Below are 26,229 nucleotides of genomic sequence, written 5' to 3'. Positions count from 1 at the left end.
TATCAGTAGTCGGCTTCAGCTTCCGCTTCGGCTTCCGCCGCAGCGAGCTCGGCCTTGGTCGGCGCCGGCTGGTTGGTCAGCAGTTGCTCGCGGATGGCCTTGTCCAGGGTGTTGCAGATCTCGGCGTTGTCTTCCAGGAATTTGGCGGCGTTCGCCTTGCCCTGGCCGATCTTGCTGCCCTGGTAGCTGTACCAGGCGCCGGACTTCTCGATCAGCCCCAGTTGCACGCCCAGGTCGATGATCTCGCCGGTACGGTAGATGCCACGGCCGTACATGATCTGGAACTCGGCCTGACGGAACGGCGGAGCGACCTTGTTCTTCACCACCTTGACGCGGGTTTCGCTGCCGACCACCTCGTCGCCTTCCTTCACCGCGCCGGTGCGGCGAATGTCGAGACGGACGGAGGAATAGAACTTCAGCGCGTTACCACCGGTGGTGGTTTCCGGGTTGCCGAACATCACGCCGATCTTCATGCGGATCTGGTTGATGAAAATGACCAGGCAGTTGGCGTTCTTGATGTTGCCGGTGATCTTGCGCAGCGCCTGGGACATCAGGCGGGCCTGCAGGCCAACGTGCTGATCGCCCATCTCGCCTTCGATTTCGGCCTTGGGTACCAGGGCCGCCACGGAGTCGACGATGATCACGTCAACGGCGTTGGAGCGCACCAGCATGTCGGTGATTTCCAGGGCCTGCTCACCGGTATCCGGCTGCGAGACCAGCAGGTCGTCGACATTGACGCCCAGCTTGCCGGCGTAGTCCGGGTCAAGCGCGTGCTCGGCATCGACGAAGGCGCAGGTGGCGCCGGCCTTCTGGGCCTGGGCGATGACCGACAGGGTCAGGGTGGTCTTGCCCGAGGATTCCGGACCGTAGATCTCGACGATGCGGCCCTTGGGCAGGCCGCCGATGCCCAGGGCGATGTCCAGGCCCAGCGAGCCGGTGGAGATGGCGGGGATAGCCTGGCGCTCATGGTCGCCCATGCGCATGACCGCGCCTTTGCCGAATTGGCGTTCGATCTGTCCCAGGGCCGCGGCCAGGGCGCGCTTCTTGTTGTCGTCCATTGAAGTCCTCGCGAAGTCAGGCGGCCGGGCGGCCACGAACAACTGTATAAGTAGCCAGTATTATTCCACAGGGCAAGCCGCTCGCCTACCCCTGAAGCGGATTTTCCCCGTCCGCCAGTCGTAACAGCCCTTCCAGAGCGGTCGCCACGGTCTGCCGGCGTACCGCTTGCCGATCGCCGGCATACAGACGACGCTCGCTGAAGACCTGTTCGCCTTTCCTCCAGGCGAGCCAGACGGTGCCCACCGGCTTCTCGGCAGAACCGCCGTCGGGCCCGGCAATACCGCTGACCGCTACAGCGATATCCGCTCCACTGCGAGGCAATGCCCCGGTAACCATTGCCTCGACCACCTCGCGGCTCACCGCGCCGACTTGCGCGAACAACTCAGCCGGCACCTCCAGCTGACGGGTCTTCTGGCTATTGGAATAGGTGACGTAGCCCGCCTCGAACCAGGCGGAGCTTCCGGAAATACGGGTAATCGCCTCGGCGATCCCGCCGCCGGTGCAGGACTCCGCGGTGGTGACACGCAGTCGATTGGCCGCAAGGCGCGCGCCCAGCCGGGCGGAGAGCTCGGTAAGAAAGGAATCGGTAACAGACACAGTGCGCTCCGGGGTTAAAGAAGGCCAGGCGGATACCGTACACTAGGCGCTTTTGCATGTTGAAGCCGGACAGCCAGAAGCCATGAGTCAGAGCGACCTCTCCGCCCACACTCCCATGATGCAGCAGTACTGGAAGCTGAAGAACCAGCACCCGGACCAACTGATGTTCTACCGCATGGGCGACTTCTACGAGCTGTTCTACGAGGACGCCAAGAAAGCCGCCAAGCTGCTGGACATCACCCTGACCGCACGCGGCCAGTCCGCCGGCAACTCGATCCCCATGGCCGGCATTCCCTTCCACTCCGCCGAAGGCTACCTGGCCAAATTGGTGAAGCTCGGCGAATCGGTGGTGATCTGCGAACAGATCGGCGACCCGGCCACCAGCAAGGGGCCCGTGGAGCGCCAGGTCGTGCGCATCCTGACTCCCGGTACCGTGAGCGACGAGGCGCTGCTCGACGAACGCCGCGACAACCTGATCGCCGCCGTGCTGGGCGATGAGCGCCTGTTCGGCCTGGCCGTGCTGGATATCACCAGCGGCCGTTTCAACGTCCAGGAAATAAAAGGCTGGGAAACCCTGCTGGCCGAACTGGAGCGCCTGAATCCCGCCGAGCTGCTGATCCCCGACGACTGGCCCCAGGGGCTGCCAGCGGAGAAACGCCGTGGCGCGCACCGCCGGGCGCCCTGGGACTTCGACCGGGACTCGGCGAAGAAGAGCCTCTGCCAGCAGTTCGGCGTACAGGACCTCAAGGGCTTCGGTTGCCAGGAGCTGACCCTTGCCATCGGCGCCGCCGGCTGCCTGCTGGCTTATGCCAGGGAAACCCAGCGAACCGCCCTGCCGCACCTGCGCAGCCTGCGTCATGAGCGGATCGACGACACCGTGATCCTCGATGGAGCCACCCGCCGCAACCTGGAGCTGGACATCAACCTCGCCGGCGGTCGCGACAACACCCTGCAATCGGTGGTCGACCGCTGCCAGACCGCCATGGGCAGCCGACTGCTGACCCGCTGGCTGAACCGCCCGCTGCGTGACCGCGCCGTGCTCGAGGCTCGCCAGGACTCCATTACCTGCCTGCTGGAACGCTATCGCTTCGAAATCCTCCAGCCGCAGCTGAAGGAAATCGGTGACGTCGAGCGAATCCTCGCCCGTATCGGCCTGCGCAATGCCCGCCCGCGCGACCTAGCGCGCCTGCGCGATGCCCTCGCCGCGCTGCCGGCACTGCAGAACGGCATGACCGAGCTGGAAGCTCCGCACCTGGGCGAACTGGCCGCCAGCATCCGTACCTATCCGGAACTGGCAGACCTCCTGGCCCGCGCGGTGATCGAGAACCCGCCAGCGGTGATCCGCGACGGCGGCGTCATCGCCCGCGGCTATGACGCCGAGCTGGACGAACTGCAGATGCTCAGCGAAAACGCCGGGCAGTACCTGATGGACCTGGAGACTCGCGAAAAGGCCCGCACCGGCCTGCCGAACCTGAAGGTCGGCTACAACCGCATCCACGGCTACTACATCGAACTGCCCCGCGTGCAGGCCGAACAGGCGCCGGCGGACTACATCCGCCGCCAGACGCTCAAAGGCGCCGAGCGTTTCATCACCCCGGAGCTGAAAGCCTTCGAAGACAAGGCGCTGTCGGCGCAGAGCCGCGCCCTGGCCCGTGAAAAACAGCTCTACGAGGAGCTGCTGGAGCTGCTGATCGGCCAATTGGCGCCGCTGCAGGACACCGCAGCCGCCCTGGCCGAACTGGACGTGCTGTCCAACCTGGCCGAGCGCGCGCTGAATCTCGACCTGAACCGCCCGCGCTTCGTCGAAGAGTCCGGCATCCTCATCGAGCAGGGCCGGCATCCGGTGGTCGAACAGGTGCTCGATACGCCGTTCGTCGCCAATGACCTGAACCTGAATGAAGACACCCGCATGTTGGTGATTACCGGCCCGAACATGGGCGGTAAATCTACCTATATGCGTCAAACTGCGCTGATCGTGCTGCTGGCCCATATCGGCAGCTTCGTCCCCGCGGCGCGTTGCGAACTGTCCCTGGTGGACCGCATCTTCACCCGCATCGGCTCTTCCGACGATCTCGCCGGCGGCCGCTCCACCTTCATGGTGGAGATGAGTGAAACCGCCAATATCCTGCACAACGCCAGCGACCGCAGCCTGGTGCTGATGGACGAAGTGGGACGCGGCACCAGCACCTTCGATGGCCTGTCGCTGGCCTGGTCCGCCGCCGAGCATCTGGCCAAGCTGCGTGCCTTTACGCTGTTCGCCACGCACTATTTCGAACTGACCGTTCTGCCCGAAAGCGAGCCCGCGGTGGCCAACGTCCACCTGAACGCCACCGAGCACAACGAGCGCATCGTGTTCCTGCACCATGTATTGCCCGGGCCGGCCAGCCAGAGCTACGGCTTGGCGGTTGCGCAACTGGCCGGCGTGCCGGGTGCCGTCATCCAGCGCGCCCGGGAACACCTGTCGCGCCTGGAAACCACCAGCCTGCCCCACGAAATGCCGCGGCCGAGCGACTCGAAAAGTCCGGCACCGCTGCAAAGCGACCTGTTCGCCAGCCTGCCGCACCCGATTGTCGAAGAGCTGATGCGTGTCAGCCCCGATGACCTTACGCCGCGTCAAGCTCTCGAATTGTTATATGCATGGAAGATGCGGGTCTGACGGACCACTGGACAAGCTGCTAGAATCGCGCGCGCTTAGCCGCCCGCCTGAGGAGAAAATTAGAAATGACCTTCGTCGTCACCGACAACTGCATCAAGTGCAAATACACCGACTGCGTGGAAGTATGCCCGGTGGACTGCTTCTACGAAGGCCCGAACTTCCTGGTCATCCACCCGGATGAGTGCATCGACTGCGCCCTGTGCGAACCGGAGTGCCCGGCACAGGCTATCTTCTCCGAGGATGAAGTCCCGGATGGCATGCAGGAATTCATCGAGCTGAACAAGGATCTGGCCGATGTATGGCCGAACATCACCGAGAAGAAGGATTCCCTGCCGGACGCCGAAGAGTGGGACGGCAAGCCGAACAAGATGCAGTATCTGGAGCGCTGATCGCCGCTGACTTCAGAAAAAGAAAAGGCCCGCTTCAAGCGGGCCTTTCTGCATTCTGGGCAGTCATTTTCTGCGGGCAAAAAAAAGGGGCGGGAGAACCCGCCCACTCTTTCTTCCCTTCTTCATCATCCTGATGAACCGCATCCTGCGGGGGTTCCTGACCGACATCCTTACCGGCCTGCGCCTTTCCGTGTACGCAGGGGTGATATTACCCGCCTGCCGGAACCCGGCAACTGGGGCACTTGCGCACACCCCCTCCACCCAGTCGCTACCAAAACAAAAAAATACTTATAAAACAAATAGATAGGCAGAATGGAAGTTGAGGCTGGCGACATTTCAAGCTGAACGCTCACACATTGTGTAAGCGAATGCTTACATCATGGCGCATAAAAAAGCCCGGAATCATCCGGGCTTCTTCGATGTCGACCTGGGCGCTACTGGAACAGTGCGTCGCTCGACAGGCCGTTTTTCTCCAGGATCTCGCGCAGACGCTTGAGCGCCTCGACCTGGATCTGCCGGACCCGCTCACGGGTCAGACCGATTTCCTGGCCAACTTCTTCCAGGGTGCTGCTTTCATGGCCGCGCAGTCCGAAGCGGCGAATCACCACCTCGCGCTGCTTGTCGGTCAGTTCCGACAGCCAGAGATCGATGCTTTCGCTGAGGTCGTCGTCCTGCAGCAGTTCGCAAGGATCGGTGGGACGATCATCGGTCAGGGTGTCGAGCAGGGTCTTGTCCGAGTCCGGGCCCAGGGATACATCCACTGAAGTGACCCGCTCGTTCAGACCGAGCATCCGCTTGACCTCGTCCACCGGTTTTTCAAGCAGGTTGGCGATTTCCTCGGGCGACGGCTCGTGGTCCAGCTTGTGGGTCAGCTCGCGCGCGGCCCGCAGATAGACGTTGAGCTCCTTCACCACATGGATCGGCAACCGGATGGTGCGGGTCTGGTTCATGATGGCCCGTTCGATGGTCTGACGAATCCACCAGGTTGCGTAGGTGGAGAAGCGGAAGCCGCGCTCGGGGTCGAATTTCTCCACCGCGCGGATCAGCCCGAGGTTGCCCTCTTCGATCAGGTCGAGCAGGGACAGACCGCGATTGACGTAACGCCGCGCGATCTTCACCACCAGACGCAGGTTGCTTTCGATCATTCGCCGCCGACCGGCCGGGTCGCCCTTCTGCGCGAGGCGCGCGAAATGGACTTCCTCTTCCGGAGTCAGGAGCGGCGAGAAACCGATTTCATTCAGATACAGCTGGGTCGCGTCGAGTGCGCGGCTGTAGTCGATGTGCTTGTGTTGCTTGAGAGACGAGAGTGAGGTGGCTTTAGGAGTGACTCGAAGCGATACCTGCTCTTCGGCAAATGACTCTTCGAGGATGATGCCGGGCTCCAGCAGAAGCACTTCATCATCGACGTCAAACTCCGGCCCTTCTTTTTTAAGTGCCATGTCGTTATCCCTTGCTGAGTTCGACAACAAGCCCGGGTGTTTCCTTATCCTTAGGACACCTGGGCCCGCTCACCCACGCAGGGGAACAGCAAATATCAACGACTTGGCAGGTATTGCAGCGGATCTACAGGTTTACCCTGGCGGCGAATCTCGAAGTGCAGCTTCACCCGGTCGGTCCCTGTGGAGCCCATCTCGGCAATGTTCTGCCCGACTTTGACCTGTTGCCCTTCCCGCACCAGCAGCCTGCGGTTGTGACCGTAGGCGCTTACGTAGGTATCGCTGTGCTTGATGATCACGAGTTCGCCGTAGCCCCGCAAACCACTACCGGCGTACACCACCGTGCCATTGGACGCAGCTAGGACAGGCTGGCCCAATTGCCCGGCTATATCAATCCCTTTATTCAAACTGCCGTTTGATGCAAAACGCCCAATAAGAGTGCCATTGGTTGGCCATATCCAGCCGCCCGGCGCTCCGCCGGCGACCGCCGGAGTTCCGCCGCTGGCGGGCGGCTGCGCCGGCGCCGTGACAGCCGGAGTGGTCGGTTTACTGGCACCTTCCGGCGGTGCAGCCGGTTTGTTGACGACTACCGGCGCGACGGGCGTGGCGTTTTTAGCGACGGACGGCGCTTTCGACGAGCCACCATCGAAGCGGATGGCCTGCCCGGGGCGAATGGTGTACGGGGCGGAGATGTTGTTGCGTGCAGCCAGGGCTTTCCAGTCCCAACCGTAGCGGAAGGCGATGGAGTACAGGGTGTCGCCGGGACGCACCACGTACTGGCCGGTGGTGACCGTCGGCTTCTGCTGGGCGTTGCGGTCCACCACGGTGGTGGTGCTGCGCGAAGTCGAAGAACAGGCCGCCAGCAGAGAGCAGACGGCAATGGCCACCAATGCGTGGCCCAGGCCCTTGATCCAGTTCCGTTGACACAGGGTCGCTGTCAAGCTCACCCATCCCCCTTATCCATGAATTGACGTCCAGCCTCACTGGCCGGCAGTTACCGCAGCCTCGCCCGGCCTGCTCTCAGCCTAGCGGACCGTTGAGCAGCGGGACGAAACGCACGGAATCCAGCACCTGGCGCTGGAAGCCGTCCTCGGTGCGGACAATCAGCATCAGTTGCTGCACTTCGCCGCCACCAACCGGAATCACCAGCCTCCCCCCGGGTGCCAGCTGATCCAGCAACGCCTGTGGCACTTCAGCAGCTGCTGCGGTGACGATGATGCCGTTGTAAGGCGCCAGGGCGGGCCAGCCTTCCCAGCCATCGCCCCAACGAAAGACAACATTTCTCAGGTTTAGCTCCGCAAGTCGCTCCTTGGCGCGATCCTGCAGGGCCTGGATGCGCTCGACGGAGAACACCCGCTCCACCAGTTGCGACAGCACGGCGGTCTGGTAGCCGGAGCCGGTACCGATCTCCAGTACCTTGTCCAGCGGGCCGGCGGCGAGCAGCAGCTCGGTCATCCGCGCCACCATGAAGGGCTGCGAGATGGTCTGGTTGTGCCCGATGGGCAGCGCGGTATCTTCGTAGGCGCGGTGCGACAACGCCTCGTCCACGAACAGGTGGCGCGGTGTGCGACGGATCACCTCGAGCACGTGGGCGTTGGACAGTCCCTCTTCGTACAGACGCTGGATCAGGCGTTCACGGGTGCGCTGGGAAGTCATGCCGATCCCGCCGCGACGCGACAATTCATTGGCCATGGTCGAGCCCCCCGAGCCAGTCGCCAAGGACATTGAACGCCTCCCGGTAGGTCCGGTCCATCTGCAGCGGCGTGACGGAGACGTAACCCTGCATCACCGCGTGGAAATCGGTGCCTTCGCCACCGTCCTCGGCATCGCCGGCGGCAGCGATCCAGTAGCCTTCCTTGCCGCGCGGATTGACCACCTTGACCGGCGGCTTGGCGCGCGCGCGATGACCCAGGCGGGTCAGCTGGATGCCCTTGATGCGCTCCAGCGGCAGGTTGGGAATGTTCACATTGAGCACGGTGCGAGGTGGCAGCTCGAGCTTCTCGTGAGACTCCACCAGCAGGCGGGCGAAGTGCATGGCCGCCGGCAGGTTGTCGGTCAGCCGCGAACACAGCGAGAAGGCGAAGGCCGGACGGGACAGGAAGCGCCCTTCCAGCGCAGCCGCCACGGTGCCCGAATAGAGCACGTCGTCACCCAGGTTGGCGCCGAGGTTGATGCCCGAGACGACCATCTCCGGCACTTCTTCGAGCAGGCCGTTGAGGCCCAGGTGCACGCAGTCGGTCGGAGTGCCATTGAGGCTGATGAAACCATTGCCCAGGCGATGGGGATGCAGCGGCCGATCCAGCGTCAGCGAGCTGCTCGCTCCGCTACGATCGGCTTCCGGGGCGATCACGATGCAGTCCGCATAATCGGACAGCGCGTCGTGAAGCGCGGCGATACCGGGTGCAGTGACCCCGTCGTCGTTGGCAATCAATATGCGCATGGGCTTTCCGTCTGCCCTGCCGGCACGAGGTCGATCAGCTCGCGCACTACCACGGTGGCGAAGCAGCCAGCCGGCAGGACGAATTCCAGTTGCAGAATGTCAGGGGCGGGATAATGCCATGTAAGGCTCGGGATGGGGAGGCGCAGAATGCGCCGTTCGTGCGCCATGTCCGCACTGGCGAGCCATTGGCAAAGCGCCATCTCGCCTTGCTGCACGGCGCGCTCGATCTCTCCGGGGCGGTGGCTGGCCGGTGAGTCGCCCTCGCCCCACATTGGCCCGGTGGGGTGCAGGTCCAGCGCAGCGAGGCGTGGGTCGGAGCATTCCGCTTCGCCGGCGGGGAAGAAGCTGCGACTGTCGGTGAAGGCCAGCAGGTCGCCGACCTGCGCCTGGTTCCAGCTCCCCTCCGCCACGCGGCGGGCCAGGACCTGGTTGAAGAGGTAGCTGCGCGCCGCCGAGAGCAGGCGCGAGCGCATGTTGCGATGCTCCGGCAGCTTGCCGCGCTGGGCGAAGCCCCGGGCGTCGAATACGTTGCCGCCGTCATGGCCGAAACGCTGGGTGCCGAAGTAGTTCGGCACCCCCTGGGCGACTATTGCCGTCAGACGCGCCTCGAGCTGTTCGCGATCCGCCGTGAGTTCGGTCAGGCGCAGGGTGAAGCCATTGGCCGAATGCGCGCCGCGCTGCAGTTTGCGGCGATGGCGATTGCGTTCGAGGATGCGCAGGCTGTCGTCCTCGGCGGCGGCGAGGTCGGGATCGGACTTGCCCGGCAGATGCAGGCTGAACCACTGTCGGGTCAGCGCCTGGCGATCCTTGAGGCCGGCGTAGCTGATCATCTTCACCGGTACGCCGGCAGCGCGGGCCAGCCGGCGGGCAGCTTCCTCGGTGTTCAGGCCGCGCTTCTCCACCCACAGCCAGAGGTGCTCGCCGTCACCGGAGAGGGGGATGTCCAGCACTTCGTCGACCTGGAAGTCTTCCGCCACAGCCTTGAGCACGGCACTTCCGCAGGCATCGCCATGGGCGCGCGGGCCCAGCAGTTCCAGCTCGGTCATGCGCAAACCAGCAGGGCGACGGCGTGGACGGCAATGCCCTCTTCACGGCCGGTAAAGCCGAGTTTCTCGGTGGTGGTGGCCTTGACGTTGACCTGGTCCAGTTCAACCTTCAGGTCGGCTGCGATGGTCTCGCGCATGGTCTGGATGTGCGGCGCCATCTTTGGTGCCTGGGCGATGATGGTGGTATCGACGTTTTCCACTTTCCAGCCCTTGGCCTCTACCAGGCTCAGCACATGGCGCAGCAGCGCGCGGCTGTCGGCGCCCTTGAACTGCGGGTCGGTGTCGGGGAAGTGCTTGCCGATATCGCCCAGCGCACAGGCGCCCAGCAGGGCATCGGAGAGCGCGTGCAGCAGCACGTCGCCGTCGGAGTGGGCAACGAGCCCGAACTTGTGGGGAATACGCACGCCGCCCAGGGTGATGAAGTCGCCCTCGCCGAAGCGGTGCACGTCGTAGCCATGTCCGATACGCATGAAAAAACGCCCTGTAGATGTCAGGGCGTCGATTCTACCGGATCACCGCGCCAAGGGCGTCAGCCACAGAGCGCCGCGGCATGGTGGCGCAGGTGATCTTCGATGAAGCTCGCAATGAAGTAGTAGCTGTGGTCGTAGCCGGGCTGCAGGCGCAGTTCCAGCGGGTGGCCGGTAGCTGCTGCGGCTTCGCGCAGGGCTCCGGGCTTGAGCTGTACCGTAAGGAAATCGTCGCGGTCGCCCTGGTCCACCAGGATCGGCAGGCGCTCGCTGGCGTTCGCCAGCAACTCCACGGCATCCCACTCGCGCCACGCGGCCGGATCTTCGCCCAGGAAACGACCCAGGGCTTTCTGGCCCCAGGGGCAATCGCTGGGATGCGTAATGGGCGCAAACGCCGACAGCGACAGATAGCGGCCGGGATTGCGCAGGGCGCAGATCAGCGCGCCGTGGCCGCCCATGGAATGCCCGCTGATGCCGCGCTTCTGGGAAACCGGGAAGTTCGCCTCGATCAACGCGGGCAACTCCTGCACCACGTAGTCGTGCATGCGGTAGTGACGCGCCCAGGGTTCCTGGGTGGCGTTGACGTAGAAGCCGGCGCCGAGGCCGAAGTCCCATGCGCCGTCCGGATCGCCCGGCACTTCCGGTCCACGCGGGCTGGTGTCCGGCGCGACGATGACGATCCCCAGCTCGGCGGCCATGCGCTGGGCGCCGGCCTTCTGCATGAAGTTCTCGTCGGTGCAGGTCAGGCCGGACAGCCAGTAGAGTACCGGCAGTCCCGCCTCGGGCTCGGCCTGGGGCGGCAGGTAAACCGCGAAGACCATGTCGCAGCCGAGGGTGGCGGAACGGTGGCGGTAGCGCTGGTGCCAGCCGCCGAAGCTCTTCTGGCTGCTGATGAGTTCGATGGAATCCGTCATGGAGTTCTCCTTCCTGCAAGGCCGGGACGCATGCGCGCCCCGGCATGTCGATCAGTAATGGATGACGGAGCGAATGCTCTTGCCTTCGTGCATCAGGTCGAAGGCCTCGTTGATCTTCTCCAGGCCCATGGTGTGGGTGATGAAGGTATCCAGCGGGATTTCGCCCTTCTGCGCCTTTTCTACGTAGCTGGGCAGCTCGGTACGCCCCTTCACGCCGCCGAAGGCGGAACCGCGCCAGACGCGGCCGGTGACCAACTGGAACGGACGGGTGCTGATTTCCTGGCCGGCACCGGCAACACCGATGATGGTGGATTCGCCCCAGCCCTTGTGGCAGCACTCCAGCGCCGCACGCATCAGCTGGACGTTGCCCACACACTCGAAGGAATAGTCCACACCACCATCAGTCATTTCGACGATCACTTCCTGGATCGGCTTCTGATGATCCTTCGGATTGACGAAGTCGGTGGCGCCCAGTTCCCTGGCGATGTCGAACTTGGCCGGATTGATGTCCACCGCGATGATGCGCGAGGCCTTGGCCATCCTGGCGCCGATGATCGCCGCCAGGCCGATGCCGCCAAGGCCGAAGATAGCGACGGTGGCGCCCTCTTCCACCTTGGCGGTGTTCAGCACGGCGCCGATGCCGGTGGTCACGCCGCAACCGAGCAGGCAGACCTTCTCCAGCGGGGCTTCCTCGGGGATCTTCGCCAGGGAGATTTCCGGCAGCACGGTGTATTCGGAGAAGGTCGAGCAACCCATGTAATGGAAAATGGGCTCGCCCTTGTAGGAGAAGCGGCTGGTGCCATCGGGCATCAGGCCCTTGCCCTGGGTAGCGCGCACGGCCTGGCAGAGATTGGTCTTGCCGGATTTGCAGAATTTGCACTCGCGACATTCTGCGGTGTACAGCGGGATCACGTGGTCGCCCACTTTCAGCGAAGTCACGCCCTCGCCCACCGCCTCGACAATGCCGCCGCCTTCGTGACCGAGGATGCACGGGAACACGCCCTCGGAATCCTGGCCGGACAGGGTGTACGCGTCGGTGTGGCAGACACCGGTGGCGACGATGCGCACCAGCACTTCGCCCTTCTGCGGCGGCGCCACATCCACTTCGACGATTTCCAACGGCTGGTTGGGGGCGAAGGCGACGGCGGCACGGGACTTGATCATCTGGAGACTCCTGAACGAAGGAAAACGACAACGCCCGCCTTGGGCGGACGGGTTCGGCGCGGCGGCCGAGAAACCGGGACGGGCCGTGGCCACGTCGGGGAGCGTTCGGGGCAAAGCGGCAAAAGCATGCCCCAAAGCCTTGGAAGTGTAGAAAACCCCGTTTCAGGGAATAATCAGGCAATAATCAAAACATTATTGCCATACAGGGATAATCCAGATGCACCGCTGGGAAGGACTGGACGAATTCGTCGCCGTCGCCGAAACCGGCCAATTCACCGCCGCCGCGGAACGCCTCGGGGTGTCCTCGTCTCATGTCAGCCGCCAGGTCGCACGACTTGAGGAGCGACTGCAAACCCGCCTGCTCTACCGCAACACGCGCAAAGTGACGCTGAGCGAAGCCGGGCAGACCTTCCTGCAGCATTGCCGGCGCCTGCAGGACGCCCGCGAGGAAGCGTTGCGCGCGGTCTGCGACCTCTCCGCCGAACCCAAGGGCCTGCTGCGCATGACTTGCGCTGTGGCCTACGGCGAGCGTTTCGTGGTGCCGCTGGTGAACGAGTTCATGGCGCAGTTTCCGCAACTGCGGGTGGAGATTGAACTGTCCAACCGACAGCTTGATCTGCTCCACGAGGGCTTCGACCTGGCGATCCGTCTCGGCCGCCTGAGCGATTCGCGGCTGGTGGCGACGCGCCTCGCGCCCCGCGTGATGTACCTCTGCGCCACACCGGACTACCTCGCCCGCCACGGCACGCCGCAGAGCGTCACCGAACTGCCGCAGCACAATTGCCTGGTGGGCAGCAGCGACCAGTGGAGCTTCCTCGAAGACGGGCGCGAGACCCAGCACCGGGTGCAGGGCAACTGGCGCTGTAACAGCGGCCAGGCGGTGCTGGACGCGGCGTTGCGCGGTTTCGGCCTGTGCCAGTTGCCGGACTACTACGTGCTGGAACACCTGCGCAGCGGCAGCCTGATATCCCTGCTGGAAGCGCACCAGCCGCCCAACACCGGGGTCTGGGCACTTTATCCACAGCAGCGGCACCTGTCGCCGAAGGTACGACAGCTCGTGGATCATCTGAAGGAAGGCCTGCAGCATCTGCAGCCTTCTCCCTTGTCCTAGAGCAGGCAGGTCCAGGTCTGGACCGCTAGAATGGGCGGTTTTCCACCCTTCCAATCAAGGACGACGAGATGTCAGCCCTTTCTTCCTTCCGCGAGCGCTATCTCCTGCGCTTCTGGTCGCCACTGCCGACCCTGGTCGCCCTGGGCGTCATCTCGGCCTACTACTTCGCCATGACCGGCACCTTCTGGGCGGTCACCGGCGAATTCACCCGCTGGGGCGGCCACGTGCTGTCCTGGTTCGGCCTGCAGCCCCAGGAATGGAGCTACTTCAAGCTCATCGGCCTGCAAGGCACGCCGCTGGATCGCATCGATGGCGTGATGATCATCGGCATGTTCCTCGGCGCGCTGGCCTGCGCGCTCTGGGCCGGCAACGTCAGCCTGCGCTGGCCGACCAGCAAGCGCCGCCTACTGCAGGGCCTGATCGGCGGTGTGATCGCCGGCTTTGGCGCGCGCCTGGCCATGGGCTGCAATCTCGCCGCGTTCTTCACCGGCATCCCGATGTTCTCGGTGCACGCCTGGGCCTTCATGTTCTCCACTGTGATCGGCGCCTGGTTCGGCGTGAAGATCAGCCTGCTGCCCATCCTGCGCATTCCGCTGAAGGTAGGCGGCAAGGCAGCAGCCTTGCCGAATGCCGAGACACTCGCCCGCCGCGCCAAGCTGCAGTGGCGCCTGGGCATGGGGGTTCTGGCCGTCGCTGCGCTGTTCGCCGCCTGGCGCTTCGAGGTCTCGCTGGTGCTGGGCATGGCCTGCCTGTTCGGCCTGCTGTTCGGCGGCCTGATCGAGCGCGCGCAGATCTGCTTCACCAGTGCCGCCCGCGACCTCTGGACCACCGGCCGGACCCAGGCCGCGCTGGGCATCCTGCTGGGCATGGCGGCCGCCTGCGTCGGCACCTTCGCGGCGATCCACAATGGCCTGCCGCCGAAGATCTTCTGGATGGGCCCGAACGCGGTGATCGGCGGCGTGCTGTTCGGCATCGGCATCGTGCTGGCCGGCGGCTGCGAGACCGGCTGGATGTACCGTTCCATGGAAGGCCAGGTGCACTTCTGGGTGGTGGGCGTCGGCAACGTGATCGGCGGCACTCTGGTCGCGGTGTACTGGGACCAGCTCGGCACCAGCCTCGCCCTGCCCTATCCCAAGCTCAATCTGTTGCAGGAGTTCGGCCCCGGCGGCGGCCTGCTGATCACCTTTGCCGGCCTCGCCCTGTGCATGCTGCTGGTGCAACTCAACGCGCAACGCTTCACCCGCAAACGGAAAACCACCGATGCCCGACACCAAGACGCCGACGCTGTCGCTTGATCTGCGCGGCGAACACTGCCCGTACAACGCCATCGCCACCCTGGAAACCCTGGAGACGCTCAAGCCGGGCGATCTGCTGGAGGTGATCACCGACTGTTCGCAGTCGGTGCACGGCATTCCGGAAGACACCCAGCGCCATGGCTATCACTGCCTGGCGGTGGAGCAGCATGGGGCGCTGTTCCGCTTCCTGATCGAAGTGCCGCTGCTGGGCTGAAGCCGGTGTCGTAGGGCGGATAACGCGCCAGCGTTATCCGCCGGATAAAGCCGGCGGATAATCTGTTCCAGATTATTCGCCCTACGGTACCGGGATAAGGCTGCTTTTGTAGGAGCGGCTCTTATCCGCGATTTCCCTGCAGGATTTCGCGGACAAGGTTCGCTCCTACGGACGCACCCCGTCGCCCAATGACAGGAGCTGACGGCGAATTACATCCATAAGACGCTTACGAAAAATCAGTGCTTGGCGAAGCTGCGCTGCAGGCGCTGCAGGTCTTCCGGGGTAGTGACCTTGATGTTGTCAACGCGGCCTTCCACCAGGCGCGGCGCATAGCCTGCCCACTCCATGGCAGAAGCCTCGTCGGTGATGGCCGCGTCGGCCACCAGCGCATCGGCCAGCGCGCGATGCAACGCGCCGAGGCGGAACATCTGCGGGGTATAGGCCTGCCAGACCACGCTGCGGTCGATGGTTTCCACCACGCGGCCATCAGCGCCGACGCGCTTCAGGGTATCCCGCGCGGGCACGCCGAGCAGGCCACCCACGGCGTCGAATTCCAGCTCGCTCAGCAGGCGGTCCAGATCGGTACGCGCCAGATTTGGCCGCGCAGCATCGTGCACCAGCACCCAGTCGTCGCTGCCAGCCCCCAGCTCAGTCAGGCGCAGCAAGCCATTGAGCACGGAATCGGCGCGCTCGCGGCCACCGTCTGCACGCTGGATCAACTCATTGGAAGCGCTCGGCAGGGTCGGCCACCAGGGATCGTCGGCGGCCAGGCACACCACCAGCCCCTTCAGCCGGGGATGGCCAAGGAAGCAGTCCAGGGTGCGTTCGAGAATGCTGCGACCGGCAAGGTCGAGGTATTGTTTGGGGCGGTCGGCGCGCATCCGCGAACCGATGCCGGCGGCCGGGATCACGGCCCAGAAGGCGGGAGTGGTCATTGCGCGAGCTGGTAGAGGGTTTCCTTGTCCTTGACCATGCCGAGTTCGTGGCGCGCACGCTCCTCGACGGTCTCGGTGCCTTTCTTGAGCTCAGCGACTTCCGCCTCGAGGATGCGGTTACGCTCGAGCAGGCGCTCGTTCTCGCCCTGCTGGTCGGCGATCTGCTTCTGCAGGTCGCGCACCTGCGCCAGGCTGCCATCGCCAACCCACAGGCGATACTGCAGGCCGGCCAGCGCCAGGATCAGCACGACGAACAGCCAGTAAGGGCTACGTAACCTCAAACCATCAGCTCCATACGCAAAGGGGTGGCTCCTGCCACCCCTTCACCGTACCAGACTAGGATCAGCCGCGGAATTCCGCGCGACCACGGTACGGCGCCTTGGCGCCCAGCTGCTCTTCGATGCGCAGCAGCTGGTTGTACTTGGACACGCGGTCGGAACGGCAGAGGGAACCGGTCTTGATCTGACCAGCGGCAGTGCCGACGGCCAGGTCAGCGATGGTGCTGTCCTCGGTTTCGCCCGAACGGTGCGAGATCACCGCGGTGAAGCCGGCAGCCTTGGCCATCTGGATGGCTTCCAGGGTCTCGGTCAGCGAGCCGATCTGGTTGAACTTGATCAGGATCGAGTTGCCGATCTTCTCGTCGATGCCGCGCTTGAGGATCTTGGTGTTGGTCACGAACAGGTCGTCACCGACCAGCTGCACCTTCTCGCCGATCTTGTCGGTCAGAACTTTCCAGCCAGCCCAGTCGGACTCGTCCATGCCGTCTTCGATGGAGATGATCGGGTAGCGCTGGGTCAGGCCGGCCAGGTAGTCGGCGAAACCTTCGGCGCTGAACACCTTGCCTTCGCCTTCCAGGTCGTACTGGCCGTCCTTGAAGAACTCGGAGGAAGCGCAGTCCAGGGCCAGGGTCACGTCTTCGCCCAGCTTGTAGCCGGCGTTGGCGACAGCTTCGGCGATGGCGGCCAGGGCGTCTTCGTTGGAGGCCAGGTTCGGCGCGAAGCCGCCTTCGTCACCTACGGCAGTGTTCAGGCCACGAGCCTTCAGCACGGCCTTGAGGTGGTGGAAGATCTCGGCGCCCATGCGCAGTGCGTCGGCGAAGTTCTTCGCGCCAACCGGCTGGACCATGAACTCCTGGATATCGACGTTGTTATCGGCGTGCTCGCCACCGTTGATGATGTTCATCATCGGCACCGGCATGGAGTACTGGCCCGGGGTGCCGTTCAGGTCGGCGATGTGCGCGTACAGCGGCACGCCCTTGGCCTGAGCGGCCGCCTTGGCGGCAGCCAGGGAGACGGCCAGGATGGCGTTGGCGCCCAGCTTGCCTTTGTTCTCGGTGCCGTCGAGGTCGATCATCGCGTGATCCAGACCTTTCTGGTCAGCCGCGTCCTTGCCCAGCAGCAGGTCGCGGATCGGGCCATTGATGTTGGCCACGGCTTTCAGCACGCCCTTGCCCAGGTAACGGCTCTTGTCGCCATCGCGCAGTTCGAGAGCCTCGCGGGAACCGGTGGATGCACCGGACGGGGCGCAAGCGCTGCCGACGATGCCGTTGTCCAGGATCACGTCCGCTTCAACGGTCGGGTTGCCGCGGGAGTCCAGGACCTCACGGCCCTTGATGTCGACGATCTTTGCCATTCTTGATAACACTCCGAAGATAGAGATAAACGGGGCGGCTGGTGAGACATCAGAACCTGCTCGATGCCCGCTCAAGGCAGCATCGAGCGGATTCTCAGGCAGTCTCGATAATGGGGAAACCCTTGACCAGGTCGTCCAGCTGCTTGAGCTGGGACAGGAAAGGCTCGAGCTTGTTCAGGCGCAGGGCGCACGGACCGTCGCACTTGGCGTTCTCGGGGTCCGGGTGGGCCTCCAGGAACAGGCCGGCGAGGCCCTGGCTCATGCCGGCCTTCGCCAGGTCGGTGACCTGAGCGCGGCGGCCGCCGGCGGAATCGGCGCGACCACCCGGCATCTGCAGGGCGTGGGTCACGTCGAAGAACACCGGGTACTCGAACTGCTTCATGATGCCGAAGCCGAGCATGTCCACTACCAGGTTGTTGTACCCGAAGGAGGAACCACGCTCGCAGAGGATCAGCTGGTCGTTACCCGCCTCCTCGCACTTGCGCAGGATGTGTTTCATCTCCTGCGGCGCGAGGAACTGGGCCTTCTTGATGTTGATCACCGCGCGGGTCTGGGCCATGGCCACGACCAGGTCGGTCTGCCGGGACAGGAAGGCCGGCAGCTGGATGATGTCGCAGACCTCGGCCACCGGAGCAGCCTGATGGGGCTCGTGCACGTCGGTAATGACCGGCACCTTGAAGGTCTTCTTGATCTCTTCGAAGATCTTCAGCCCTTCTTCCATGCCGGGACCACGGAACGAGGTGATCGAGGAACGGTTGGCCTTGTCGAAGCTGGCCTTGAACACGTAGGGGATACCGAGCTTCTCGGTGACCTTCACGTACTCTTCGCAGACCTGCATCGCCAGGTCGCGCGACTCCAGCACGTTCATGCCGCCGAACAGCACGAACGGCAGGTCGTTGCCAATCTGGATATCCCCGACGCGGATGATCTTCTGGGTCATGTTCAGGCTTTCCCGGCTTGCTTCAGGGCGGCGTTGACGAAGCCGCTGAACAGCGGGTGGCCATCACGCGGGGTGGAAGTGAATTCCGGGTGGAACTGGCAAGCCACGAACCACGGATGGTCCGGCGCTTCCACGACTTCCACCAGCGCGCCGTCGCCGGAGCGGCCGGAAATCTTCAGGCCGGCAGCTTCCAGTTGCGGACGCAGGTTGTTGTTCACTTCGTAGCGGTGACGGTGACGCTCGACGATGACTTCCTTGCCGTAGCAGTCATGCACCAGGGTACCGGCAGACAGCAGGCACTCCTGGGCGCCCAGGCGCATGGTGCCGCCCAGGTCGGAAGCTTCGGTGCGCACTTCGGTCGCGCCGGTAGCGTCCTGCCATTCGGTGATCAGGCCGACGACCGGATGGCCGCTGGACTTGTCGAACTCGGTGGAGTTGGCATCTGTCCAGCCCAGCACGTTGCGGGCGTATTCGATGACGGCCACCTGCATGCCCAGGCAGATGCCCAGGTACGGAACCTTGTTCTCACGGGCGTACTGCACGGCGGTGATCTTGCCTTCCACGCCGCGCAGGCCGAAGCCGCCCGGAACCAGGATGGCGTCGGCGCCTTCGAGCAGGCTGGTGCCCTGCTGCTCGATGTCCTCGGAGTCGATGTAGCGCAGGTTGACCTTGGTGCGGCTCTGGATGCCGGCGTGGGTCATGGCTTCGATCAGCGACTTGTAGGCGTCGAGCAGTTCCATGTACTTGCCGACCATGGCGATGGTGACTTCACGCTCGGGGTTGAGCTTGGCGTCGACCACGCGGTCCCATTCGGACAGGTCGGCCGGGCCGCACTCGAGGCCGAAGCGCTCGACGACGAAGTCATCGACACCCTGGGCGTGCAGCACGGACGGAATGCGGTAGATGGTGTCGACGTCTTCCAGCGAGATGACCGCGCGCTCTTCCACGTTGGTGAAGAGGGCGATCTTGCGGCGGGAGGAAATATCCACCGGATGGTCGGAGCGGCAGACCAGGATGTCCGGCTGCAGGCCGATGGAGCGCAGTTCCTTGACCGAGTGCTGGGTCGGCTTGGTCTTGGTTTCGCCAGCGGTGGCGATGTACGGGACCAGCGTCAGGTGCATCAGCATGGCACGGCGCGAACCGATCTCCACGCGCAGCTGGCGGATGGCCTCGAGGAAAGGTTGCGACTCGATGTCACCGACGGTGCCGCCGACTTCAACCAGGGCCACGTCGGCATCGCCGGCGCCCTTGATGATGCGACGCTTGATCTCGTCGGTGATGTGCGGAATCACCTGCACGGTGGCGCCCAGATAGTCACCACGGCGCTCCTTGCGCAGCACGTCCATGTAGACGCGGCCGGTGGTGAAATTGTTGTTCTGGGTCATCGTGGTACGAACGAAACGCTCGTAGTGGCCCAGATCGAGGTCGGTCTCGGCACCGTCGTGGGTGACGAACACCTCACCGTGCTGGAACGGGCTCATGGTGCCCGGATCGACGTTGATGTAGGGGTCCAGCTTGAGCATCGTGATCTTCAGGCCACGCGCTTCCAGAATGGCAGCCAAGGAAGCCGAGGCGATGCCTTTCCCCAATGAAGAAACAACACCACCCGTGACGAAGATGTAGCGCGTCATGAAAAGCCCTGAATGTCAGCGTTTAGGCGGCTCGGCCGCCGGGGGAGCGAAGGTGTCGGGTACAAGACCCGGCTCACGACTTCGTCGTGAAAATAGCGAACTCCCACTGATTCGCAGGCGAATCAACAGGAGCGGTACAAGACGGGAGCGTAGTCTACCGGAAAGCCGCTATCAGCTCAAACCCGAGTCATTCGTCGGAGGTGTCCAGCGCAGGGTCCAGCCCTGTCCGGCTTCCCGCTGGAGGCCCGGCAACAGCGCGACGGCGAGCAGTTCGTCGGCCCGCCAGAGCAGCGGCAGACGGCCGCGCAGGAAGGCCGGAACGGCTGCTTCGTTGAGCAGGCGCTTGAGATCGCGGGTGCCGCGGCCGGCCAGGGTCATGACTTCTCCGCCCTGCCGGTAACGCACCTCCAGCGGCCCCGCGGGTGGAATTCCCTCGAAACGCAGCGAACCGTTGTCCGGCAGCGACAACGGCTGCGACGGGTCGCGCCAGGTCTGATTCGCCGGTAGGAAACCGAGCCAGGGATTGGCCAACCACCAGAGTCGACCATGGGCGCGGCGCAGTTCGCCATCGGCGAGACGCCAGATGGGCTCCGCATCCTCGCGGGCGTCGCGCAGGTCTCGCCAGCCGGCCCAATGGACGCTGTCGGGCAAGCGCGCCAGAGGCGCCAGCCAGTGGCGCAATGCATTGCGTTGGCGCGGCTCGCTCAGTTCCACAAGAGCAGCGATGGCCAGCGAGGGCAACTGCATGCCGATGTATTCGTTGCGCGCCCCTGCCGAAACCAGGTCGTTCTGTGCCAGCTCACCCAGCAGCCCGTCGGCCTCGGCCAGATGCTCCGCGCAGCGGGCGATGGTTTCGACCGCCGATGGCCAGCGCTGGACAATGCCCGGTATCACCCGGTTGCGCAGGTAGTTGCGGTCGAAGTCATCGCTGGCGTTGGACGGATCCTCCACCCAGCTCAGCCCATGGCGGCGGGCGTAACGCTCCAACTCCGCACGACCAACCCCCAGTAACGGACGCAATAGCATTCCAGCGCCCAGCGGACGACTGGCGGCCATTCCGGACAAGCCGCGCACGCCTGCACCACGAAACAGCCGGAACAGCACGGTTTCCGCCTGGTCGTCGCGGTGCTGGCCGGTGAGCAGGCACTCCGCCGCACCCAGTGCGGCGCTGAAGGCCGCATACCGCGCTTCACGCGCCGCGCGCTCGAGGCTGGCGCCGCCATCGACCTGCACGTATGGCACCTGCAACCGTACGCCGAGGGAGTCGCAGAAACGCTGGCAATGTTCCGGCCAGGCATCAGCGACAGCCTGCAGGCCGTGGTGCACGTGAATGGCGGAAATCGGCGGCAAGGCTTCGCGAGCAGCGAGTTGCGCCAGGAGATGCAGGAGAACGGTGGAGTCCAGCCCGCCGGACAAGGCAACGCGCCAGGCCGGTGCGTTGCGCCAGGGCGCGAGAAAATTCAGCAGTCGGGATTCGAATTCAGCAGACATGGCGCAGGTCGGCAGGGTCGGGGACGAGGCAAGCATACCTCGTCACCCGCGCTGCGCCGAAAGCGTCGATCAGGCGACGCCGTAGCTCATCAGGCGCTCGTAGCGGCGCGCAAGGAGCTCTTCGCTGCTCAGCTGGTTCAGCGTGTCGAGCTGGCCGAGCAGGGATTTGCGGATGGTCTCGGCCATCGCGGCCGGGTCGCGGTGGGCGCTGCCCAGCGGCTCGGGGATGACGTTGTCGACGATACCCAGGTCCTTCAGGCGATTGGCAGTGATACCCATGGCCTCGGCCGCTTCCGGCGCTTTCTCGGCGGTGCGCCAGAGGATCGAGGCGCAACCTTCGGGCGAGATCACCGCGTAGGTGGAGTACTGCAGCATGTTCAGCTGGTCGCAGACACCGATGGCCAGCGCGCCGCCGGAGCCACCTTCGCCGATTACGGTGGCGATGATCGGGGTCTTCAGGCGCGCCATGACGCGCAGGTTCCAGGCGATGGCCTCGCTCTGGCCGCGCTCTTCGGCATCGATGCCCGGGTAGGCGCCGGGGGTGTCGATGAAGGTCAGGATCGGCATCTTGAAGCGTTCGGCCATTTCCATCAGGCGGCAGGCCTTGCGATAGCCTTCCGGACGCGGCATGCCGAAATTGCGGCGCACCTTCTCGCGTACTTCGCGGCCCTTCTGGTGGCCGATGATCATCACCGGCTGGTCTTCCAGGCGTGCCACGCCGCCGACGATGGCGGCGTCATCGGCGAAATGACGGTCGCCGTGCAGCTCTTCGAATTCGCTGAAGATGTGCTCGATGTAGTCCAGGGTGTAGGGGCGACGCGGATGGCGCGCGAGCTGGGCGATCTGCCAGCTGGACAGGTTGCCGAAGATGTTCTCGGTCAGCGCCTTGCTCTTCTCCTGCAGACGGGAGATCTCGTCGGTGATGTTCAGGGCGTTGTCGTTACCGACCAGGCGCAGCTCTTCGATCTTGGCGTGCAGGTCGGCAATGGGCTGTTCGAAATCGAGAAAATTCGGGTTCATGGGCTATCCGTCGTTCTGTTGGCGGCTGGGCCTGGTCCGTAGGCGCCCTACCTTACGGTATCGGGCGCCGAGGGTCGAGACTGGCGGGCGGGCGGCGTTTGGCCACCGGCCTCGCTAGCGGTAGTTCAGGAAGACGTTGTCGCGGCCGAACTGGTCACGCAGCGCTTGAATCAGGTTGTCTGCCGGGTCGATCCGCCACTGCTCGCCGAACTGCAACAGCGCGCGCGCCTGCTCGCCACTGTAGTCGACGGTGACCGGGCAACTGCCGCGGTGCCGGGTGCACAGGTCGGCCAGCCAGCGCAGTCGGTCGCCCTTCAGCGCATCGGCATGTACACGCACGCGCAGGCTCTCCGCCAGCGAAGTACGGGCCTCTTCCAGGCCCATCACGCGCTTGGCGCGCAGGCGCAGGCCGCCGGAGAAGTCGTCCTGGCTGACCTCGCCCTCGATCACCACCAGCGCGTCGGTCTGCAGCAGTGCCTGGTTGGCGGCGAAGGCTTCGGCGAACAGCGAGGCCTCGATACGGCCGGAGCGGTCGTCCAGGGTGACGAAGCCCATCTTGTCGCCGCGCTTGTTCTTCATCACCCGCAGGTTGACGATCAGGCCGGCGACGGTCTGGGTATCGCGCGCAGGTTTCAGCTCGACGATGCGCTGGCGGGCGAAACGGCGCACCTCGCCTTCGTACTCGTCGATCGGGTGGCCGGTCAGGTACAGGCCGAGGGTGTCCTTCTCGCCCTTCAGGCGCTCCTTGAGATTGAGCTCCTTGACCTTGCGGTGGTTGGCGTAGACATCCGCCTCAGGCTCGGCGAACACCCCGCCGAACAGGTCCATGTGGCCGCTGTCGTGGCTGCGCGAGGTCTGTTCGGCGGCCTTCACCGCCTCCTCCATCGATGCCAGCAGCACGGCGCGGTTGATGTCGACGTGGGCGTGGTAGGCCTTCTGTTCCTCATGGAAGTGCGGGCCGAGGCGGTCCAGCGCGCCGGCGCGGATCAGCGCCTCCAGCGTGCGCTTGTTCACGCGCTTGAGGTCGATGCGGTCGCAGAAGTCGAACAGGTTCTTGAACGGGCCACCTTCATTGCGGCACTCGGTGATGGCCTCCACCGGACCTTCGCCGACGCCCTTGATCGCGCCCAGGCCGTAGACGATCTGGTTGTCCTCGTCGACGGTGAAGCGGAATTCGGAGTTGTTCACGTCCGGCGCCAGGATACGCAGCTTCATGTGGCGGCACTCTTCGATGAGTGTCACCACCTTGTCGGTGTTCTGCATATCCGCGGTCAGCACCGCGGCCATGAACGGGGCTTTCCAGTGGGTCTTCAGCCAGGCGGTCTGGTACGACACCAGACCGTAGGCGGCGGAGTGCGACTTGTTGAAGCCGTAGCCGGCGAACTTTTCCACCAGGTCGAAGATGTTGCCCGCGAGGTTGGCGTCGATGCCGTTGCTGGCACAACCTTCGATGAAGCCGCCGCGCTGCTTGGCCATTTCCTCGGGCTTCTTCTTGCCCATTGCCCGGCGCAGCATGTCCGCGCCGCCGAGGCTGTAGCCCGCCATCACCTGTGCGATCTGCATCACCTGCTCCTGGTAGAGGATGATGCCGTAGGTGGGCTTGAGCACCGGTTCGAGGCCGGCGTACTGGTAATCCGGGTGCGGGTAGGAGATTTCCTCGCGACCGTGCTTACGGTTGATGAAGTCGTCCACCATGCCCGACTGCAGCGGACCGGGACGGAACAGCGCCACCAGTGCGATGAGGTCTTCCAGGCAGTCCGGCTTGAGCTTCTTGATCAGCTCCTTCATGCCGCGCGATTCAAGCTGGAAGACCGCGGTGGTTTCCGCCTTCTGCAGCAGGTCGTAGGTCTTCTTGTCGTCCAGCGGAATACGGTCGATGTCGACCAGATTGGGGTCGCCGGCTTTCTTCTGGATGCGATGGATGATCTCCATCGCCCACTTGATGATGGTCAGGGTACGCAGGCCGAGGAAGTCGAACTTCACCAGGCCGGCGGCCTCCACGTCGTCCTTGTCGAACTGGGTCACCAGTCCGCCGCCCTCTTCGTCGCAGGCGATGGGGGCGAAGTCGGTCAGCTTGGTCGGCGCGATCACCACGCCGCCGGCGTGCTTGCCGGTCCCGCGGGTGACGCCTTCCAGCTTCAGCGCCATGTCCCAGATTTCCTGGGCTTCCTCGTCGGACTTGAGGAAGTCGCGAAGCATTTCTTCCTGTTCGTAGGCCTTTTCCAGGGTCATGCCGACTTCGAAGGGAATCATCTTCGACAGCTTGTCGGCCAGGCCGTAGGACTTGCCCTGCACCCGCGCCACGTCGCGCACCACCGCCTTCGCGGCCATCGAGCCGAAGGTGATGATCTGGCTCACCGCGTTGCGGCCGTAGGCGCCGGCCACGTAGTCGATCACCCGGTCGCGGCCTTCCATGCAGAAGTCGACGTCGAAGTCGGGCATGGAAATACGCTCGGGGTTGAGGAAACGTTCGAACAGCAGGTCATAGGCCAGCGGGTCGAGGTCGGTGATCTTCAGCACGTAGGCGACCAGCGAACCGGCACCCGAGCCCCGGCCGGGGCCCACCGGCACGCCGTTGTTCTTGGCCCACTTGATGAAGTCCATCACGATCAGGAAGTAGCCGGGGAAGCCCATCTGGATGATGGTACCCAGCTCGAACTCCAGGCGATCGACGTAGATCTGCCGCTTCTCTTCGTAGTTCGGCGTGGTTTCCCTGGGCCAGAGCACCGCCAGACGCTCTTCCAGGCCCTCGTAGGAGACATGGCGCAGGTACTGGTTGATGTCCATGTCGTCGTAGGGAATCGGGAAGTTGGGCAGGAAGTACTTGCCCAGCTGCACCTCGATGTTGCAGCGCTTGGCGATCTCGACGGAGTTTGCCAGCGCCTCGGGAATATCGCTGAACAGCTCGGCCATTTCTTCCGGGCTCTTCAGGTATTGCTGATCGGAGTAGTTGCGCGAGCGGCGCGGGTCATCCAGGGCGCGGCCTTCGCCAATGCACACGCGGGTCTCGTGGGCTTCGAAGTCCGCTTCCTTGATGAAACGCACGTCGTTGGTCGCCACCAGCGGCGCGCCGCTGCGCTCGGCCAGGGCCACGGCGGCATGCACGTGCTCTTCGTCGTTGACCCGGTTGGTGCGCTGGATGTCCAGGTAGAAACGGTCCGGGAAGACTTCCAGCCACTCGGCCAGCAGCGAATCAGCCAGCGCATTGTCGCCACCCAGCAGCGCCATGCCGATCTCGCCTTCCTTGGAACCGGACAGCGCGATCAGGCCTTCGGCGGCCTCCTTGACCCACTGCCGCTCGATGATGATCTCGCCGTTGCGCTGACCGTCCTGCCAACCACGGGAAATCAGCTCGGTGAGGTTGCGGTAGCCCTTGGCATTCATCGCCAGCAGGGTCAGGCGGGTCAGCGGACCGTCCTCGTCGCGGTTGGCGAGCCAGATGTCGGCGCCGCAGATCGGCTTGATACCGCCGCCCATGGCCGTCTTGTAGAACTTCACCAGCGAGCACATGTTGCTCAGGTCGGTCACCGCCACCGCCGGCATGCCCGCCGCACCCACCGCCTTGATCAGCGGCTTGACCCGTACCAGGCCGTCGACCAGGGAGAATTCGGTGTGCAGACGCAGGTGAACGAAGTTGGCGGTCATGGTGGTCCTTGGCAAACGCGAAAAACGGCAAGCCCCGGATTGTACCGGGGCTGTCGGCAAAGCTACAGGGATCAATCGGCCAGCCGTCGCGCCGGGTGATCAAGTCACCGGCGGGTCGCTGGCCTGGAGAAATTCAGAGTGATAACA

Annotated in this window: 23 protein-coding genes; 5 read left to right on the top strand and 18 right to left on the bottom strand. The window is 64.3% G+C overall.

The window, feature by feature from the left end:
• Nucleotides 1–2: 2 nt before the first annotated feature.
• Both recA and ACCC94_RS00465 read right to left on the bottom strand, forming a co-directional pair.
• Nucleotides 3–1,058: a recombinase RecA gene (recA, locus tag ACCC94_RS00470; RefSeq protein ID WP_038803401.1), complete on the bottom strand. Its 1,056-nt coding sequence runs from the start codon at nt 1,056–1,058 to the stop codon at nt 3–5.
• An 85-nt stretch (nt 1,059–1,143) separates the two neighbouring features.
• A complete protein-coding gene (locus ACCC94_RS00465) occupies nt 1,144–1,656 on the bottom strand; it encodes a CinA family protein (RefSeq protein ID WP_413347543.1) in 513 nt (170 codons plus the stop codon).
• An 82-nt stretch (nt 1,657–1,738) separates the two neighbouring features.
• On the opposite strand from ACCC94_RS00465, the gene mutS reads away from it, so the two are divergent.
• Nucleotides 1,739–4,312, top strand: coding sequence for a DNA mismatch repair protein MutS (mutS, locus tag ACCC94_RS00460; protein ID WP_413347542.1), 2,574 nt, complete (start codon nt 1,739–1,741; stop codon nt 4,310–4,312).
• 65 nt (nt 4,313–4,377) lie between these two features.
• The gene (gene fdxA, locus ACCC94_RS00455; protein ID WP_015476292.1) at nt 4,378–4,701 is read left to right on the top strand and encodes a ferredoxin FdxA; all 324 of its coding nucleotides are present in this window, start codon (nt 4,378–4,380) and stop codon (nt 4,699–4,701) included.
• Nucleotides 4,702–5,135: 434 nt separating this feature from the next.
• Here the strand turns inward: fdxA and rpoS are convergent, their stop codons facing one another.
• The 8 genes from rpoS to ACCC94_RS00415 form a co-directional block, all read right to left on the bottom strand.
• Complete coding sequence (rpoS, locus tag ACCC94_RS00450) at nt 5,136–6,140, bottom strand: RNA polymerase sigma factor RpoS (protein ID WP_054908164.1); 1,005 nt, start codon at nt 6,138–6,140, stop codon at nt 5,136–5,138.
• Nucleotides 6,141–6,235: 95 nt separating this feature from the next.
• Nucleotides 6,236–7,084, bottom strand: coding sequence for a peptidoglycan DD-metalloendopeptidase family protein (locus ACCC94_RS00445; protein ID WP_413347541.1), 849 nt, complete (start codon nt 7,082–7,084; stop codon nt 6,236–6,238).
• A 73-nt stretch (nt 7,085–7,157) separates the two neighbouring features.
• Nucleotides 7,158–7,793 (bottom strand): protein-L-isoaspartate(D-aspartate) O-methyltransferase, encoded by a 636-nt coding sequence (locus tag ACCC94_RS00440; protein ID WP_088418250.1) that lies wholly within the window; start codon nt 7,791–7,793, stop codon nt 7,158–7,160.
• A gap of 25 nt (nt 7,794–7,818) precedes the next feature.
• Entirely contained in the window at nt 7,819–8,577 is a 759-nt protein-coding gene (gene surE / locus ACCC94_RS00435; RefSeq protein WP_413347540.1) for a 5'/3'-nucleotidase SurE, read from the bottom strand.
• A complete protein-coding gene (gene truD, locus ACCC94_RS00430) occupies nt 8,565–9,623 on the bottom strand; it encodes a tRNA pseudouridine(13) synthase TruD (RefSeq protein WP_413347539.1) in 1,059 nt (352 codons plus the stop codon). Before truD ends, surE begins: the two co-directional genes overlap by 13 nt.
• Nucleotides 9,620–10,093 carry a 2-C-methyl-D-erythritol 2,4-cyclodiphosphate synthase gene (gene ispF / locus ACCC94_RS00425; protein WP_413347538.1) on the bottom strand — a complete coding sequence of 158 codons (474 nt, stop codon included), beginning with the start codon at nt 10,091–10,093 and terminating at the stop codon, nt 9,620–9,622. The genes truD and ispF overlap by 4 nt, the downstream gene beginning before the upstream one ends.
• Before the next feature lie 59 nt (nt 10,094–10,152).
• Entirely contained in the window at nt 10,153–11,004 is an 852-nt protein-coding gene (gene fghA, locus ACCC94_RS00420; protein ID WP_413347537.1) for an S-formylglutathione hydrolase, read from the bottom strand.
• A 51-nt stretch (nt 11,005–11,055) separates the two neighbouring features.
• Nucleotides 11,056–12,168: an S-(hydroxymethyl)glutathione dehydrogenase/class III alcohol dehydrogenase gene (locus tag ACCC94_RS00415; protein WP_413347536.1), complete on the bottom strand. Its 1,113-nt coding sequence runs from the start codon at nt 12,166–12,168 to the stop codon at nt 11,056–11,058.
• Between the two features lie 217 nt (nt 12,169–12,385).
• On the opposite strand from ACCC94_RS00415, the gene ACCC94_RS00410 reads away from it, so the two are divergent.
• The 3 genes from ACCC94_RS00410 to yedF all read left to right on the top strand — a co-directional run bounded on the left by ACCC94_RS00410 (nt 12,386) and on the right by yedF (nt 14,788).
• On the top strand, nt 12,386–13,279 hold the full coding sequence (locus ACCC94_RS00410) for a LysR substrate-binding domain-containing protein (protein ID WP_413347535.1): 894 nt from the start codon (nt 12,386–12,388) through the stop codon (nt 13,277–13,279).
• A gap of 68 nt (nt 13,280–13,347) precedes the next feature.
• The gene (gene yedE, locus ACCC94_RS00405) at nt 13,348–14,574 is read left to right on the top strand and encodes a selenium metabolism membrane protein YedE/FdhT (protein WP_413347534.1); all 1,227 of its coding nucleotides are present in this window, start codon (nt 13,348–13,350) and stop codon (nt 14,572–14,574) included.
• Nucleotides 14,540–14,788, top strand: a complete 249-nt coding sequence (yedF, locus tag ACCC94_RS00400; protein ID WP_015476281.1) for a sulfurtransferase-like selenium metabolism protein YedF — start codon at nt 14,540–14,542, stop codon at nt 14,786–14,788. The genes yedE and yedF overlap by 35 nt, the downstream gene beginning before the upstream one ends.
• A 236-nt stretch (nt 14,789–15,024) precedes the next feature.
• Here the strand turns inward: yedF and ispD are convergent, their stop codons facing one another.
• From ispD to dnaE, 8 genes are all read right to left on the bottom strand, one after another.
• Nucleotides 15,025–15,723: a 2-C-methyl-D-erythritol 4-phosphate cytidylyltransferase gene (gene ispD, locus ACCC94_RS00395; protein ID WP_413347533.1), complete on the bottom strand. Its 699-nt coding sequence runs from the start codon at nt 15,721–15,723 to the stop codon at nt 15,025–15,027.
• Nucleotides 15,720–16,004, bottom strand: a complete 285-nt coding sequence (gene ftsB, locus ACCC94_RS00390) for a cell division protein FtsB (RefSeq protein ID WP_017521200.1) — start codon at nt 16,002–16,004, stop codon at nt 15,720–15,722. The genes ispD and ftsB overlap by 4 nt, the downstream gene beginning before the upstream one ends.
• A gap of 61 nt (nt 16,005–16,065) precedes the next feature.
• Nucleotides 16,066–17,355 (bottom strand): phosphopyruvate hydratase, encoded by a 1,290-nt coding sequence (gene eno, locus ACCC94_RS00385; protein WP_088417964.1) that lies wholly within the window; start codon nt 17,353–17,355, stop codon nt 16,066–16,068.
• 94 nt (nt 17,356–17,449) lie between these two features.
• The gene (gene kdsA / locus ACCC94_RS00380) at nt 17,450–18,295 is read right to left on the bottom strand and encodes a 3-deoxy-8-phosphooctulonate synthase (protein ID WP_413347532.1); all 846 of its coding nucleotides are present in this window, start codon (nt 18,293–18,295) and stop codon (nt 17,450–17,452) included.
• Between the two features lie 2 nt (nt 18,296–18,297).
• Nucleotides 18,298–19,926: a CTP synthase gene (locus ACCC94_RS00375; RefSeq protein ID WP_169940904.1), complete on the bottom strand. Its 1,629-nt coding sequence runs from the start codon at nt 19,924–19,926 to the stop codon at nt 18,298–18,300.
• Between the two features lie 171 nt (nt 19,927–20,097).
• Nucleotides 20,098–21,417: a tRNA lysidine(34) synthetase TilS gene (gene tilS, locus ACCC94_RS00370; protein WP_413347564.1), complete on the bottom strand. Its 1,320-nt coding sequence runs from the start codon at nt 21,415–21,417 to the stop codon at nt 20,098–20,100.
• Between the two features lie 69 nt (nt 21,418–21,486).
• The gene (gene accA, locus ACCC94_RS00365) at nt 21,487–22,437 is read right to left on the bottom strand and encodes an acetyl-CoA carboxylase carboxyl transferase subunit alpha (RefSeq protein WP_413347531.1); all 951 of its coding nucleotides are present in this window, start codon (nt 22,435–22,437) and stop codon (nt 21,487–21,489) included.
• Nucleotides 22,438–22,551: 114 nt separating this feature from the next.
• A complete protein-coding gene (gene dnaE / locus ACCC94_RS00360) occupies nt 22,552–26,082 on the bottom strand; it encodes a DNA polymerase III subunit alpha (protein WP_413347530.1) in 3,531 nt (1,176 codons plus the stop codon).
• Between the last annotated feature and the right edge of the window lie 147 nt (nt 26,083–26,229).

The organism is Pseudomonas sp. Pseusp97 (assembly GCF_047304025.1).
Taxonomy (GTDB): Bacteria; Pseudomonadota; Gammaproteobacteria; order Pseudomonadales; family Pseudomonadaceae; genus Pseudomonas.
The sequence above is the reverse complement of the archived record's forward strand: the minus strand, read 5'-3'. Positions and strand labels throughout refer to the sequence as shown.